Below are 14,115 nucleotides of genomic sequence, written 5' to 3'. Positions count from 1 at the left end.
CCGGGTTCCGCGGCGGAATCAAGGGGGCTCGCTCGCCTTGAGCTCTTATCGTTGGGCGCGGGGATGGGCCGCATCATAAGCCGCCATCAGACGGGCCGAATCGATGCGGGTATAGATCTGCGTGGTCGAGAGAGATGCGTGCCCGAGCAGCTCCTGGATGGCCCTTAAATCGCCGCCGCGACCAAGCAGATGGGTCGCGAAGGAATGGCGCAGGCTATGCGGGGTCGCAGACGAGGGCAGGCCGAGCGCGCCGCGCAGGCCCTCGACCGCGAGCTGGATGATGCGGGGCGAGAGCGGTCCACCCTTGGCGCCGAGGAAGAGCGGGCCCTCCGGCGGCAATCGCCAGGGGCAGAGCGAGAGATACTCCTCGATCGCGGTGACCACGACCGGCAGAACAGGCACCATGCGGGTCTTCTGGCCCTTTCCGATCACGGTCAGCGTATCCGATGCGCTCCTTGGCGCCTGCGCACGCGACAACCCAAGCGCCTCGGAGATGCGCAGGCCGCAGCCATAGAGCAGGGCGAGCACGGCTGCGTCTCGTGCCAGGATCCAGGTTTCACGGTCCTCGCCGGCGCGGATATCCGCTTGCGTCACGGCCCTCGCGGCCTTGGCATCAAGTGGGCGCGGCAGCGATTTTCCAATGCGGGGCCCACGCGTCGCGGCAAAGGCCGAGGCGGTAAGCTTGCCGGTGCGTTCTCCGAAGCGGGCAAAGGAGCGCAGCGAGGCAAGCTGGCGCATCAGCGTGCGGTTGCCGACACCGTCCCGCCGGCGCTGCCCGAGAAAGGCGCGCAGGTCGAGCGGTTTCAGCGCTGCCAGATCCGCGAGGGTCGGCTTGCCGCCAAAATGGCCGTCGAGAAAGGCGGAGAATTGCGCAAGGTCGCGGCCATAGGCCTCGAGCGTCTTGGGCGAAAGACGGCGCTCGCTCGCGAGATGGACGAGCCAGTTCTGGCGCAGGGTCTCGAAATCGGTCATCGGCGTCCCGTGTGGTCTTCAATCGAGCATGACGCCCCTGCCTTAACAGGGACCGAATCGATGCTAGACACGGGCGCATGAGCGAGGTTGAGACAGGCATCGAAACAGGTGGCACGGTCGACGTGCTGATCCCGCTCGCGCTCGATCAGGCCTATAGCTATGCGGTTCCGGAGGGACTCGTCCTCAAACCCGGCGATATCGTGCAGGTTCCGCTGGGGCCGCGCGAGACTGTTGGCGTCGTCTGGAGCCTGGGCTCGGGGCGCGGCGGCAATCTGAAGCGCGTCAGTGCCAAAATAGACATGCCGCCGCTCGATCCGGCCCTGATGAAGCTGGTCGACTGGGTCGCCTGGTACACGCTTGCGGCCAAAGGTTCGGTGCTGGCGCTTGCGCTGCGGCGACCGCCCGATGACACGCCGGAACGACCGAAGATGGGCGTCCGACTCGTCGGGCCGCCGCCCCAGCGCATGACGCCGGCACGGGCGCGAGCGATTGCGGCGGCCGAAGGCGGCCTTCTGATCGCGAAATCGGCGCTGGCCGAGACGGCCTCGGTGAGTGGCGCGGTGATCGATTCGCTCGTCGATGCGGGGACCTTCGCCATCGAAGCACTGCCGCGCGGAGAGGTCGTCGAGATTCCCGATCCGGATCACGCGCGACCGGCCCTGTCGGCGGGACAGGCAGAGGCGGCGACGGCACTGGTTGCGTCCGTCAAGGCGGCGGGCCCCGGCGTGACCCTGCTCGAGGGCGTCACGGGATCGGGCAAGACGGAGGTCTATTTCGAGGCTGTGGCGGAGGCGATCCGGCTCGGTCGACAGAGCCTGATCCTGATGCCGGAAATCGCGTTGACGGCGCAGTTCATCGACCGCTTCGAGGCCCGGTTCGGCGTGCGGCCCGGGCTCTGGCATTCGGCGGTCTCGGGCCGGCGGCGCGAGCGGCTGCAGGCGGCGATCGCGAGCGGCGAAGCGAGAGTGGTGGCGGGCGCGCGCTCGGCCCTGTTCCTGCCTTACCGCGATCTCGGGCTGATCGTCGTCGATGAAGAGCACGAGGCTGCCTACAAGCAGGAGGACGGCGTCAGCTATCACGCCCGCGACATGGCCGTGGTGCGCGGCATGATCGAGAAGGCCCCGGTCATCCTCACCTCTGCGACGCCTTCGCTCGAAACCCGGGTCAATGCCGAGCGCGGGCGCTATGCCTATCTGAAACTGCCGGAACGTTTCGGCGGGCGGGAGTTGCCGACGCTCGATCTGGTTGACCTCAAACGCGACAAGCCAGAACGGGGACGCTGGATTTCCGGCGCTCTCGTCAACGCCATTACCGCCAACCTGGAGGCGAAGGAGCAGTCGTTGCTCTTCCTGAACCGCCGCGGCTATGCGCCGCTGACGCTCTGCCGTGATTGCGGCCACCGGTTCCAGTGCCCGAACTGCTCGGCCTGGCTGGTCGATCACCGCTTTCGCCGGGCGTTGGTCTGTCATCATTGCGGCCATGTCGAACGCCGGCCGCATGAGTGCCCGGCGTGTCATGCGCCGGAAAGCCTCGCGGCCTGCGGCCCCGGCGTCGAACGGCTTGCGGAAGAAGTCGCGACGCTGTTCCCCGATGCGCGCTCGATCGTGCTCTCCAGTGATTTTCCCGGCGGTACCGAGCGGCTGAAGCAGGAACTGATGGCGGTGGCGGAGGGCGAGTTCGACATCGTCATTGGCACGCAGCTCGTCGCCAAGGGGCATAATTTTCCGGGGATGACACTGGTCGGCGTCGTCGATGCCGATCTCGGGCTGACCTCTGGCGATCCCCGCGCGGCCGAGCGAACCTTCCAGGTCTTGCGGCAGGTGACGGGGCGGGCGGGCCGGGGTGAGAAGCCGGGCCGGGCCCTGCTTCAGACCCATGATCCAAGCCACCCGGTGCTGAAGGCGCTGGTCTCGGGCGACCCGGAGCGGTTTTATGCCGCAGAGGCGGTGTCCCGAGAGGCCGCGGGCCTGCCGCCCTTTGGGCGTCTTGCCGGATTGATCGTCTCCGCCAACAGCCAGGCCGAGGCCGAAAATCATGCTCGCGCGCTGGCACGCTGCGCAGCGCCACCGGACGGAGTCGTCGTCCTGGGGCCCGCCGAAGCGCCTCTAGCCGTACTGCGCGGGCGGCATCGCATGCGTTTGATCGTGAAAACGGCCCGGGAGGTCAATCTGCAGGATTATCTGCGCGACTGGCTGAAGAGCGCGCCGCGAGCGAAGGGTTCTGTGCGGGTTCAGGTCGACGTCGACCCGCAAAGCTTCCTGTGAGTGCAGGGCACGACTGCGGAAAACGGCCCAGTTGATCGCGATCTACGGATTGCGCCCCCCAAAGCCTCATGTTAGTGCACCGCCACATTTCGGACGCAAGGTGCGCACTCGCGCGGCTTTCGTCTGTCTGAAACATCGCAGCGCCAGGACGATGCACTCCACCTTCATCACGAAGGTCGCCGGTGCAGTCCATTGAACGAGAGATGTGAGCGTGGCTGAAGGCGGATCGCAGGATCAGACATTGGTGTCGGGCGTAGCCGGGCGCTATGCCACGGCGTTGTTCGAACTGGCTACAGAAGCCGGTGCGATCGACGCCGTCTCGACCGATCTCGACACCTTCGGCGCGATGATCGCCGAGAGCGACGATCTGAGGCGCCTGATCAGCAGCCCGGTCTTCACGGCCGAGGAGCAGGTCTCGGCGGTCACGGCCCTGCTCGCCAAGGCGGGCATCGGCGGCATTGCCGCCAAGTTCATCGGTTTCGTCGCCAGCAAGCGCCGCCTGTTCGCGCTGCCGGGCATGATCCGGGGTTATCGTGCGCTCGTCGCCGAAGCCAAAGGCATCGTCAGCGCCGAAGTCACGGTCGCCGAGGAGCCGTCGGCCAAGCGCCTCGACGAGATCCGCGCTGCGCTCAAGGATGTGGCCGGCAAGGACGTTGCCGTCGCTATCAAGGTCGATCCGGCCATCATTGGCGGTCTCGTCGTCAAGATGGGCTCGCGGATGGTCGACGCCTCGCTGAAAACCAAACTCAATTCAATTCGTCTTGCCATGAAAGAGGTCGGCTGATGGAAATCCGCCCCGCTGAAATCTCCGCGATCCTGAAGGCTCAGATCAGCAATTTCGGGTCGGAAGCCTCCGTCACCGAAGTCGGTCAGGTTCTCTCCGTCGGTGACGGCATCGCCCGCGTCTACGGCCTCGACAAGGTTCAGGCCGGTGAGATGGTCGAGTTCGAGAGCGGTGTGCGCGGCATGGCGCTCAATCTCGAGAGCGACAATGTCGGCGTCGTCATTTTCGGCTCCGATCGCGAGATCAAGGAAGGCCAGACGGTCAAGCGCACCGGCGCGATCGTCGACGTTCCGGTCGGCAAGGAGCTGCTCGGCCGCGTCGTCGACGCGCTCGGCAACCCGATCGACGGAAAGGGCCCGATCAAGGCCAAGGCCCGTTCGCGCGTCGACGTGAAGGCACCTGGCATCATTCCGCGCAAGTCGGTGCATGAGCCGATGGCGACCGGCCTCAAGGCGATTGACGCCCTGATCCCGATCGGCCGCGGCCAGCGCGAGCTGATCATCGGCGACCGCCAGACCGGCAAGACCGCCGTCGCGCTCGACACGATCCTGAACCAGAAGGCCCTGAACGAAGGCAACGACGAGAGCCAGAAGCTCTACTGCGTCTATGTCGCCATCGGTCAGAAGCGCTCCACCGTTGCGCAATTCGTGAAGGTGCTCGAGGAGCGCGGCGCGCTGGAGTACTCGATCGTCGTGGCGGCTACCGCTTCCGATCCGGCCCCGATGCAGTTCCTGGCTCCCTTCGCCGGCTGCGCCATGGGCGAGTATTTCCGCGACAACGGCATGCATGCCGTCATCATCTATGACGATCTGTCGAAGCAGGCCGTCGCTTACCGCCAGATGTCGCTCCTGCTGCGCCGCCCGCCGGGCCGCGAAGCCTATCCGGGCGACGTGTTCTACCTTCACTCCCGCTTGCTCGAGCGCGCCGCCAAGATGGGCGACGAGGCCGGCAACGGCTCGCTGACCGCACTGCCGGTCATCGAAACCCAGGCCAACGACGTGTCGGCCTACATTCCGACCAACGTGATCTCGATCACCGACGGCCAGATCTTCCTTGAGACCGACCTGTTCTACCAGGGCATCCGCCCGGCCGTGAACGTCGGCCTCTCGGTGTCGCGCGTCGGCTCGGCAGCCCAGACCAAGGCAACCAAGAAGGTCGCCGGCAAGATCAAGGGCGAGCTCGCGCAGTACCGCGAGATGGCCGCCTTCGCGCAGTTCGGCTCGGATCTCGACGCCGTCACGCAGCGCCTGCTCAACCGCGGCGCCCGCCTGACCGAGCTCCTGAAGCAGGGCCAGTTCTCGCCGCTGAAGATGGAAGAGCAGACGGTCGTGATCTATGCCGGCGTCAACGGCTATCTCGACCCGCTGCCGGTCAACAAGGTTCGCGCTTTCGAGGACGGCCTGCTCGCGCTGGTGCGTGGCAAGCATGTCGCCCTGCTCAACGAAATCCGCGACACCAAGGATCTTTCGGACGCGAATGCCGCGAAGCTGAAAGAGATCGTCGCTGATTACGCCAAGTCGTTCGCTTGAGGTCGACCGGGGTCTAAACACCCCGGCAATATGAGGATCGTCGATGCCTTCATTGAAGGATCTGCGAAATCGTATCGCCTCAGTGAAGGCGACGCAGAAGATCACCAAGGCCATGCAGATGGTCGCGGCCGCCAAGCTGCGCCGCGCCCAGAGCGCGGCGGAAGCGGCACGTCCCTATGCCGAGCGTATGGAGACGGTGCTGGCCAGCCTGGCTGCCGGCGTCGCCGGTGACGGCGCACCAAGGCTGATTGCCGGGACGGGTTCCGACAAGGTCCATCTGTTCGTCGTCTGCACAGCCGAGCGCGGCCTGTGCGGCGCGTTCAACTCCTCGATCGCGCGTCTGGCGCGCGACAAGGCGCTGGCGCTGAAGGCTGAAGGCAAGACGGTCAAGATCATCTGCGTCGGCAAGAAGGGCTATGACATCCTGCGCCGCCAGTTCGAGCGGGATATCATCGAGCTGATCGACCTGCGCAGCTTCAAGCAGGTCGGCTACGTCAATGCCGAGACGATCGCGCAAAACGTGCTCGCCCGCTTCGACGCCGGCGAGTTCGACGTGGCGACACTGTTCTTCTCGAAGTTCAGATCGGTCATCTCGCAGATCCCGACGGCTCAGCGCATCATTCCTGCCGAGATTCCGGCCGGCACGCAGACCAGCGACTCAGTTTACGAGTATGAGCCTGACGAAGGCGAAATTCTCGACGTGCTGCTGCCGCGCAACCTGACCGTTCAGGTGCTGCGGGCGCTGCTCGAGAATGCCGCTTCCGAACAGGGCGCGCGGATGTCGGCGATGGATTCCGCCACGCGTAACGCCGGCGAGATGATCAAGAAGCAGACGCAGCTCTACAACCGCTCGCGTCAGGCGATGATCACCAAGGAATTGATCGAAATCATCTCCGGCGCGGAAGCGCTCTAACGCCTGAAGGGCCTGCGCGGCGCTTAAGCCCGCAGGCTTGTCCGTAAAGCTGAACGCTCATCGAGGTTCGACCATGGCCAAAGCCGCAACCAAGACCACCAAGACCAAGACCGAGAAGTCCGCCAACACCGGTACGGGCCGCGTCGCTCAGGTCATCGGCGCCGTCGTCGACGTGCAGTTCGATGGCGAACTGCCGGCGATCCTGAACGCGCTCGAGACCACGAACCTCGGCAATCGCCTGGTTCTGGAGGTCGCGCAGCACCTAGGCGAGAACACCGTGCGCTGCATCGCGATGGATTCGAGCGAGGGTCTCGTCCGGGGCCAGGAGGTCAGCGACACCGGCGCGCCGATCGCGGTTCCGGTCGGCGATGAGTGCCTTGGCCGCATCATGAACGTCATCGGCGAGCCGGTCGACGAGGCCGGCCCGATCAAGACCTCCACCACACGTGGCATTCACCAGCCGGCCCCGAGCTATGCCGAGCAGGCCACGGAAGCCCAGATCCTGGTCACGGGCATCAAGGTCGTCGACCTGCTGGCTCCCTACGCCAAGGGCGGCAAGATCGGCCTGTTCGGCGGCGCCGGCGTCGGCAAGACCGTTCTGATCATGGAGCTGATCAACAACGTCGCGAAGGCTCACGGCGGCTACTCGGTGTTCGCTGGCGTCGGCGAGCGTACCCGCGAGGGCAACGATCTCTATCACGAGATGATCGAATCGGGCGTGAACAAGAAGGGCGGCGGCGAAGGCTCCAAATGCGCCCTCGTCTACGGCCAGATGAACGAGCCCCCGGGCGCCCGCATGCGCGTCGCACTTTCCGGCCTGACCGTCGCCGAGGATTTCCGCGACCGTGGCCAGGACGTGCTGTTCTTCGTCGACAACATCTTCCGCTTCACGCAGGCCGGCTCGGAAGTGTCCGCGCTGCTCGGCCGCATTCCGTCCGCGGTGGGCTACCAGCCGACGCTGGCGACCGACATGGGCAACCTGCAGGAGCGCATCACCACCACCAACAAGGGCTCGATCACCTCGGTGCAGGCGATCTACGTGCCGGCGGACGATCTGACCGACCCGGCTCCGGCGACCTCCTTCGCCCACTTGGACGCCACGACCGTGCTGTCGCGTTCGATCGCGGAAAAGGGCATCTACCCGGCGGTCGATCCGCTTGACTCGACCTCGCGCATGCTGTCCGCCGCTATCGTCGGCGAGGAGCACTACAACATCGCCCGTCAGGTCCAGCAGATCCTCCAACGCTACAAGGCCCTGCAGGACATCATCGCGATCCTCGGCATGGACGAGCTCTCGGAAGAGGACAAGATCTCGGTCGCCCGCGCCCGCAAGATCGAGCGCTTCCTGTCGCAGCCCTTCTTCGTTGCCGAAGTCTTCACCGGATCGCCCGGCAAGCTTGTCGCGCTCGAAGACACGATCAAGGGCTTCAAGGGCCTGGTCGAGGGCAAGTACGACCACCTCCCGGAGGCGGCCTTCTACATGGTCGGCTCGATCGACGAGGCAGTCGAGAAGGCCCAGCGCCTGGCTGCCGAAGCGGCGTAATCCGCTGGGGCAACGGCCGTCCCGGGTGGCGTTGAGCCAATCTCGGGGGGCCTCGCCCAAGCATCGACGACACAGGCCCTTGCCTGGATCCCGGCTCCACGCTGCGCTCCGGCCGGGATGACTGAAGCAGCGGGAGAGCCTTGATGGCCACCTTCAAGTTCGAACTCGTCTCGCCGGAGAACATCTTGTTCTCGGGCGAAGTCGTCAGTGTCATCGTGCCGTCGGTCGAGGGCGAGATGACAATTCTCGCCGGCCATGTGCCGATCGTTGCCGCGCTGAAGCCGGGTATCGTCCTGGCTCAGACCGGCCCCGGCAATGGCAAGGAGTTCTTCGTCGGCGGCGGTATTGTCGAGGTCAACCAGACCGCGCTGACGATCCTGGCCGAGCAGGCCCGCTTTATCGAGGACGTCGACAACGATGTTCTCGACGCGGAAATCCTGACGGCTGAGACCCGCCTCGCGGCTGCCCCGAACGAGGATGAACAGCGCCGCCTGCAGGAGCTGTTGATCCAGCTCCAGGAGTTCAAGGGCGTGTTTCAGCAGCGCAAGGCTGCGTGAGATCGCGTGTCCTGCCGCTCGGCAGCGAGATGACATAAGGGCCGCGTGAGCGGCCCTTTTTTCTTGCGTGCTGCGTCCCGAGATCACGCCGGTCTGGCGAAATGCCCGAAGGCCGCGGCCACGCGCTCGTAGGTCCTGCGCTTGAACGGGGTCACGCGTGCGGGCATCGCGGCCAGCGGCAGCCAGGCCCATTCGGTGAATTCGGGCGGCGAATCCCCGTTCGGGCGGCCGATATCGATCGCGGCCTCGTTGCCGGTAAAGCGGAGCGCGACCCAGCGCTGCTCCTGCCCCGCGAAGCGATCGAGCCGGTGCGGTGGCCCGTCATAGGGCGGGAAGTCATAGCGCCACCACTCCGCGGTCACGCCGAGTACCGTGGCCTCGCTGATGCCGGTTTCCTCGGCCAGCTCACGACGCGCCGCTGCCACGATATCCTCGGACTGATCGATGCCGCCCTGCGGCATCTGCCAGTCATGCCCGGGGTAGACGATCTCCGGGCCGTCGCTCCATGAGCGCCCGGCAAAGACGAGCCCCTGAGCATTGAAGAGAGCGATGCCGACATTGGGCCGATAGGGTTTGTCCATCGGCCCTGCTTCGCTCACTCTCCCATCGCGATCAAGCTGGCATTGCCGCCGGCTGCCGCTGTGTTGACCGTAACCGTCTGTTCGGTCGCAAAGCGGGCGAGATAGTGCGGGCCGCCAGCCTTGGGGCCGGTCCCGGACAGGCCGTGACCCCCAAAGGGCTGCACGCCGACGACGGCGCCGATGATGTTGCGGTTGACGTAGACATTGCCGGTGGAGAGCCGCTCGGCGACCCGCTCTACCGTCGTCTCGATGCGCGAATGCACGCCGAGCGTCAGCCCATACCCGGTGGCCTCGACCTGCTCGATGACCTTGTCGAGCTCCCCGGCCTTCCAGCGCACGACATGCAGGATCGGGCCGAAATGCTCCTGGGTGAGGTCGGAGATGCCGTCGAGCTTGACGATATGCGGCGCGACGAAGGTGCCGCCGAGCGCCGGTGTGTCGCCGGCCCATTCGACCCGGCCCTGGCTGCGCATCGCTGCGACATGATTGTCGAGCCGGCTCCGCGCGGCAGCGTCGATCACAGGACCGACATGGACGTCGATCGCGCGCGGATCGCCGAGTTTCAGCTCCTTGCCGGCACCGACGATCATCTCGAGGATCTTGTCGGCAACGTCCTCCTGCACCACCAGGAGGCGCAGTGCCGAGCAGCGCTGCCCGGCCGAGCGGAAGGCCGACATCACGACGTCGTCGGCGACCTGCTCGGGCAAGGCGGTCGCGTCGACGATCATGGCGTTGAGGCCGCCGGTCTCTGCAATCAACGGGACGATCGGCCCATCCTTGGCGGCAAGCGTGCGGTTGATGGCACGTGCCGTTGCGGTCGAGCCGGTAAAGGCGACGCCGGCGACGGCGGGATGAGCGACCAGCCGGGCGCCGACCTTGCCGTCACCCGGCACGAGATGGAGGGCGGACGCTGGAATGCCGGCATCATGGAGCAAGCGGACGGTTACCGCGGCGATGAGCGGCGTCTGCGGGGCGGGCTTGGCGACGACGCTATTGCCGGCGACCAACGCGGCCACGACCTGGCCCGAGAAGATCGCCAGCGGGAAGTTCCAAGGCGCGATGCAGACGAACGGTCCGCGTCCGCGCAGGATAAGCCGGTTTTCCTCGCCGGTCGGGCCGGGCAGCACCTGCGGCGTGGCGAAATGCGCTTCGGCTTCGGCCGCGTAGTAACGGCAGAAATCGACGGCCTCGCGCACCTCGGAAATGGCGTCGTCAAGCGTCTTGCCGGCTTCGGCCTGGAGCAGTGCGAGCAGCAGACCGCGGCGTTCCTCCATCAGGTCCGCGGCCTTGCGCAGGGCGGCGGCGCGAGTCCGGGCCGGGGTGCGGCTCCAGCGGGTGAAGCCGGCCTGGGCTGCCTGGATGGCGCGATCGGCCAGGGCATCGTCGGCTTCCAGGACGGTCCCGACCTGTCGGGCGTCGATCGGGGACAGGACCGGGCGGGAGACACCTCCGGCCGGTTTGCCGTCGATGATCACCGTCGCTTCGGGGAATGGCTTCGCAGCAGCTTTGGCGATCTCCGACTGGAGCGCGGCGAGGCTTGCCTCATGACCGAGTTCGACACCGGCCGAGTTCTTGCGCGAGGCGCCAAACATGTCGGCGGGGAGGGGAATACGGCGATGGCGAGCCGCTGCCGAAGTGCCGATGATGTCGGCAGGCGGTACGAGCAACTGTGCGACCGGCACGTCAGGGTCGCCGGACACGCTGACGAAGGACGAGTTCGCACCGTTCTCGAGCAGGCGGCGCACGAGATAGGCGAGCAGGTCCTGATGGCCGCCGACCGGCGCGTAGGTCCGGCAGGCGAAGCCGGAATCCTCCTGGAGCAGCCGCTCGTAGAGCGCCTCGCCCATGCCGTGCAGTCGCTGGAACTCGAAGCCCTGGGAACCGCCCGCCATCTCGGCGACCGCTGCGACAGTCAGCGCGTTGTGGGTGGCAAATTGCGGGATGATGCGCGGTCGCAGGGCGAGCAGTTGCGCGGCACAGGCCTCGTAATTGAGGTCGGTCATCGCCTTGCGGCTGAACACGGGGTAGTCCGAGAGGCCGCGCTCCTGGGCGCGCTTCAGCTCGGTATCCCAGTAGGCGCCCTTGACCAGGCGTACCATCATGCGGCGGTTGTGGCGCTCGGCCAGGGCCGCGATATGGTCGATCACCGCCGAGGCGCGCTTCTGGTAGGCCTGGATCGCGAGGCCGAAGCCGTCCCAGCCGGCGAGCGACGGATCGGCCGTCACCGCGTCGATGACGTCGAGCGAGAGCTCCAGCCTGTCGGCTTCCTCGGCGTCGATCGTGAAGTTCAGGTCGTAGCTCTTGGCCTGCTGGGCCAGCTTGATGACCTTGGGCACGAGTTCGCTCAGTACGCGCTCATGGCTGGTGGCCTCATAGCGCGGATGCAGGGCGGAGAGCTTGACCGAGATGCCCGGCCGGTTCGGCAGAGGTTCGTTGCCGGCCGAGCGACCGATCGCGTCGATGGCGGCGGCGTAGGAGGCGAAGTAGCGGTCGGCATCGGCCTGGGTACGGGCGCCTTCGCCGAGCATGTCGAAGGAATAGCGATAGAGCTTGCCGGTGCCCGAGCGAGCGCGCTTCAGAGCCTCCTCGATGGTTTGGCCGAGCACGAAATGATTGCCCATCACACGCATCGCCTGGCGGGTGGCGGTGCGGACGGCTGGCAGGCCGAGGCGCTTCGACAAATTGCCGATGATGCTAGTCGGCGTTTCGCCCGGCTGGATGATGCGGGCCGTGATGCCAAGGGCCCAGGACGAAGCCGAGATCAGGAATGCGTCCGACTTGGATTCGTGATGGGCGAAATCACCCTGGCCGAGCTTGTCCTCGATCAACTGGTCGGCGGTCGTGGAATCCGGCACGCGCAGCAGCGCTTCTGCCAGCACCATCAGCGCAAGGCCCTCCTTGGTCGAGAGCGAGTACTCGCGCAGGAGTTCCTCGATGCCACCCAGGCCGACCTTGCGGGTCCGGATCGCCTCGATAAGCCCGGTCGCGCGCTGGTCGATCCTCGCCTTGGCTGCCGGCTCGCGCCTGGCTCCGGCAAGCAGCCGCGCCGCAATCGTCGCGTCGTCTTCGGCATAGGGCGCACGGAAGGCGTAGAGAGCGGTTGGGGCGACCGGACGGGGGGCAGGAGCGGCCATGGGGCGATTCCGAATGAATGACGGGATGATTTAAAGGATCGCGCTTGCGTGGCCGGATATCAATGGTCATTTTCCGTCTATGGCTTTATCTATCTTCGAATCTTTTGATGTTTTCAGAGAATAATCCCGTGCTCGATCGAACCGACCGGCGTATCCTCGCCATGCTGCAGTCCGACGGGCGCATCGCGGGCGTCGAACTGGCTGAAAAGGTTGGCTTGTCGCCGACTGCGACAGGTGAGCGACTGAAGCGCCTCTCGCGTGACGGCTACATCACGGGCTATCGCGCGACGCTCGATCCGCTGAAACTCGGGCTGCATCTGCTGGTCTTCGTCGAGGTCTATCTCGACAAGACGACGCCCGACGCCTTCGAGCGCTTTGCAACCGCGGTGAAGCGGGCGCCCGAAGTGCTGGAATGCCACATGGTTGCCGGCGGTTTCGACTATCTCGTGAAGACGCGGGTCGCCGATATGAACGCCTATCGCCGTTTCCTTGGCGAAGTGCTGCTGGCGCTGCCGGCAGTACGCGAGACGCGGACCTATGCCGTGATGGAAGAGGTCAAGACCGACGGAGCGCTGCCGCTCTAGCCGATCGCGGCCGGGCCTGGTGACGTCGCGTTATATTTTAGGCGCAGTGCATGCATTTTCGGCGCTATGCGCTTGACCTTGTTTTGTATTCGGCCAGTTTGAGCATAGGGCGCGACGGCATGGGATTTGCTGGCCGCGTTCCGTTCAAACGGGTCTTCCCGACCCGCCTGCATGCGATGATCCGGAGTTGCCGATGTCGACGAACCCGTTCCGCCCCACGATGCTCTCCCGGCGTGGGATGAGCCGTGCGCTGGGCGCCCTGGGGCTCGCCGCAGCCTGCCTGACCGGTGCGGGCAGCGCCTTCGCTCAGACCGCAGTTCGCTTCACGCTCGACTGGCGCTTCGAGGGCCCGGCTGCGCTGTTCCTGATGGCGCAGGAGAAGGGCTATTTCAAAGCCGAGGGCCTCGACGTCACGATCGACACGGGCAACGGCTCGCGCGAGGCGATCCCGCGCGTGGCGTCCGGCACCTACGATGCCGGCTTTGGCGATGTGAATTCGCTGATCCGGTTTCGCGACGAGAACCCCAGCGTCGATCTGAAGGCGGTGATGATGGTCTATGACCGGCCGCCCTTCTCGATCGTTGGCCGCAAGAGCCGCGGCATCAGCACCGACGTGAAGAGCCTCGAGGGCAAGAAGTTCGGTGCGCCGGCGGCCGACGCGGCCTTTGCGCAATGGCCGATCTTCAAGACCGTCAACAAGCTCGACGACAGCAAGATGCGGATGGAGAATGTCGGCTTCCCCGTGCGTGAGCCGATGCTGGCCTCGGGCGAGGTCGACGCGGTGTTCGGCTTCGCGAACTCCTCCTACATCAACCTGAAATCACGCGGCGTTCCCGTCGACGACATCGTCACCCTGCTGATGTCGGATTACGGCGTCGAGCTCTACGGCAATGTCGTGATGGTCTCTCCGAAATTCGCGGCTGAAAAGCCCGAGGCCGTGCGCGGCCTGCTCAGGGCGATCACCAAGGGCGTTCGCGACACGGTTGCCGACCCCGAACTTGGCGGCAAGCTCGTGATCCAGCGCAACGATGTCGCGAAGCTCGAGGTCGAGGTCGAGCGCCTCAAGATGACGATCGCCCAGAACGTCATGACCCCGGCGGTCAAGGCTGATGGCTTTGGCGGCATCGACAAGGCGCGCTGGGAGAGGGCGCTCGACCAGATCGGGCTGACCTTCACGTTCAAGGACAAGGCGAAGGCCGGGGCAGCCTTCGATGACAGCTACCTGCCGCCGGCGGCCGAGCGGAAGTTTTGATG

General features: G+C 65.8%; 11 protein-coding genes. 8 read left to right on the top strand and 3 right to left on the bottom strand.

The annotated features are described in order from the left end of the window. Positions 1-45: 45 nt before the first annotated feature. The gene (locus AB4099_RS04980) at positions 46-972 is read right to left on the bottom strand and encodes a tyrosine recombinase XerC (protein ID WP_113517313.1); all 927 of its coding nucleotides are present in this window, start codon (positions 970-972) and stop codon (positions 46-48) included. 77 nt (positions 973-1,049) lie between these two features. On the opposite strand from AB4099_RS04980, the gene AB4099_RS04975 reads away from it, so the two are divergent. The 6 genes from AB4099_RS04975 to AB4099_RS04950 all read left to right on the top strand — a co-directional run bounded on the left by AB4099_RS04975 (position 1,050) and on the right by AB4099_RS04950 (position 8,562). Further along, positions 1,050-3,236: a primosomal protein N' gene (locus AB4099_RS04975; RefSeq protein WP_441477231.1), complete on the top strand. Its 2,187-nt coding sequence runs from the start codon at positions 1,050-1,052 to the stop codon at positions 3,234-3,236. Between the two features lie 211 nt (positions 3,237-3,447). Beyond that, positions 3,448-4,020 (top strand): F0F1 ATP synthase subunit delta, encoded by a 573-nt coding sequence (locus tag AB4099_RS04970; protein ID WP_113517311.1) that lies wholly within the window; start codon positions 3,448-3,450, stop codon positions 4,018-4,020. Next, on the top strand, positions 4,020-5,549 hold the full coding sequence (gene atpA, locus AB4099_RS04965) for a F0F1 ATP synthase subunit alpha (RefSeq protein WP_113517310.1): 1,530 nt from the start codon (positions 4,020-4,022) through the stop codon (positions 5,547-5,549). Before AB4099_RS04970 ends, atpA begins: the two co-directional genes overlap by 1 nt. Positions 5,550-5,592: 43 nt before the next feature. Continuing rightward, complete coding sequence (locus AB4099_RS04960) at positions 5,593-6,462, top strand: F0F1 ATP synthase subunit gamma (RefSeq protein ID WP_441477230.1); 870 nt, start codon at positions 5,593-5,595, stop codon at positions 6,460-6,462. A gap of 73 nt (positions 6,463-6,535) precedes the next feature. Then, positions 6,536-8,005, top strand: a complete 1,470-nt coding sequence (gene atpD, locus AB4099_RS04955) for a F0F1 ATP synthase subunit beta (RefSeq protein ID WP_113517308.1) — start codon at positions 6,536-6,538, stop codon at positions 8,003-8,005. A 143-nt stretch (positions 8,006-8,148) separates the two neighbouring features. Continuing rightward, positions 8,149-8,562 carry a F0F1 ATP synthase subunit epsilon gene (locus AB4099_RS04950; RefSeq protein ID WP_113517307.1) on the top strand — a complete coding sequence of 138 codons (414 nt, stop codon included), beginning with the start codon at positions 8,149-8,151 and terminating at the stop codon, positions 8,560-8,562. 83 nt (positions 8,563-8,645) lie between these two features. Here the strand turns inward: AB4099_RS04950 and AB4099_RS04945 are convergent, their stop codons facing one another. Both AB4099_RS04945 and putA read right to left on the bottom strand, forming a co-directional pair. Next, positions 8,646-9,143: an RNA pyrophosphohydrolase gene (locus tag AB4099_RS04945; RefSeq protein ID WP_441477229.1), complete on the bottom strand. Its 498-nt coding sequence runs from the start codon at positions 9,141-9,143 to the stop codon at positions 8,646-8,648. Positions 9,144-9,157: 14 nt separating this feature from the next. Further along, entirely contained in the window at positions 9,158-12,277 is a 3,120-nt protein-coding gene (gene putA, locus AB4099_RS04940; RefSeq protein ID WP_441477228.1) for a bifunctional proline dehydrogenase/L-glutamate gamma-semialdehyde dehydrogenase PutA, read from the bottom strand. A 107-nt stretch (positions 12,278-12,384) separates the two neighbouring features. Between putA and AB4099_RS04935 the strand changes: the two genes are divergently transcribed. Both AB4099_RS04935 and AB4099_RS04930 read left to right on the top strand, forming a co-directional pair. Next, positions 12,385-12,861 carry an Lrp/AsnC ligand binding domain-containing protein gene (locus tag AB4099_RS04935; RefSeq protein WP_113517365.1) on the top strand — a complete coding sequence of 159 codons (477 nt, stop codon included), beginning with the start codon at positions 12,385-12,387 and terminating at the stop codon, positions 12,859-12,861. A 193-nt stretch (positions 12,862-13,054) separates the two neighbouring features. Beyond that, positions 13,055-14,113 (top strand): ABC transporter substrate-binding protein, encoded by a 1,059-nt coding sequence (locus AB4099_RS04930; RefSeq protein WP_441477227.1) that lies wholly within the window; start codon positions 13,055-13,057, stop codon positions 14,111-14,113. Positions 14,114-14,115: the final 2 nt, after the last annotated feature.

It is taken from the genome of Allobosea sp. 2KB_26 (assembly GCF_052115715.1).
GTDB lineage: Bacteria > Pseudomonadota > Alphaproteobacteria > Rhizobiales > Beijerinckiaceae > Allobosea.
This window is presented reverse-complemented; position numbering and strand designations above follow the sequence as displayed.

Excerpts from the sequence above, each read along its gene's own strand:
- AB4099_RS04980 (WP_113517313.1), bottom strand. The coding sequence starts at position 972 with ATGACCGATTTCGAGACCCTGCGCCAGAACTGGCTCGTCCATCTCGCG.
- AB4099_RS04975 (WP_441477231.1), top strand. The coding sequence starts at position 1,050 with ATGAGCGAGGTTGAGACAGGCATCGAAACAGGTGGCACGGTCGACGTG.
- atpA (WP_113517310.1), top strand. The coding sequence starts at position 4,020 with ATGGAAATCCGCCCCGCTGAAATCTCCGCGATCCTGAAGGCTCAGATC.
- AB4099_RS04960 (WP_441477230.1), top strand. The coding sequence starts at position 5,593 with ATGCCTTCATTGAAGGATCTGCGAAATCGTATCGCCTCAGTGAAGGCG.
- atpD (WP_113517308.1), top strand. The coding sequence starts at position 6,536 with ATGGCCAAAGCCGCAACCAAGACCACCAAGACCAAGACCGAGAAGTCC.
- AB4099_RS04950 (WP_113517307.1), top strand. The coding sequence starts at position 8,149 with ATGGCCACCTTCAAGTTCGAACTCGTCTCGCCGGAGAACATCTTGTTC.
- AB4099_RS04945 (WP_441477229.1), bottom strand. The coding sequence starts at position 9,143 with ATGGACAAACCCTATCGGCCCAATGTCGGCATCGCTCTCTTCAATGCT.
- putA (WP_441477228.1), bottom strand. The coding sequence starts at position 12,277 with ATGGCCGCTCCTGCCCCCCGTCCGGTCGCCCCAACCGCTCTCTACGCC.
- AB4099_RS04935 (WP_113517365.1), top strand. The coding sequence starts at position 12,385 with ATGTTTTCAGAGAATAATCCCGTGCTCGATCGAACCGACCGGCGTATC.
- AB4099_RS04930 (WP_441477227.1), top strand. The coding sequence starts at position 13,055 with ATGTCGACGAACCCGTTCCGCCCCACGATGCTCTCCCGGCGTGGGATG.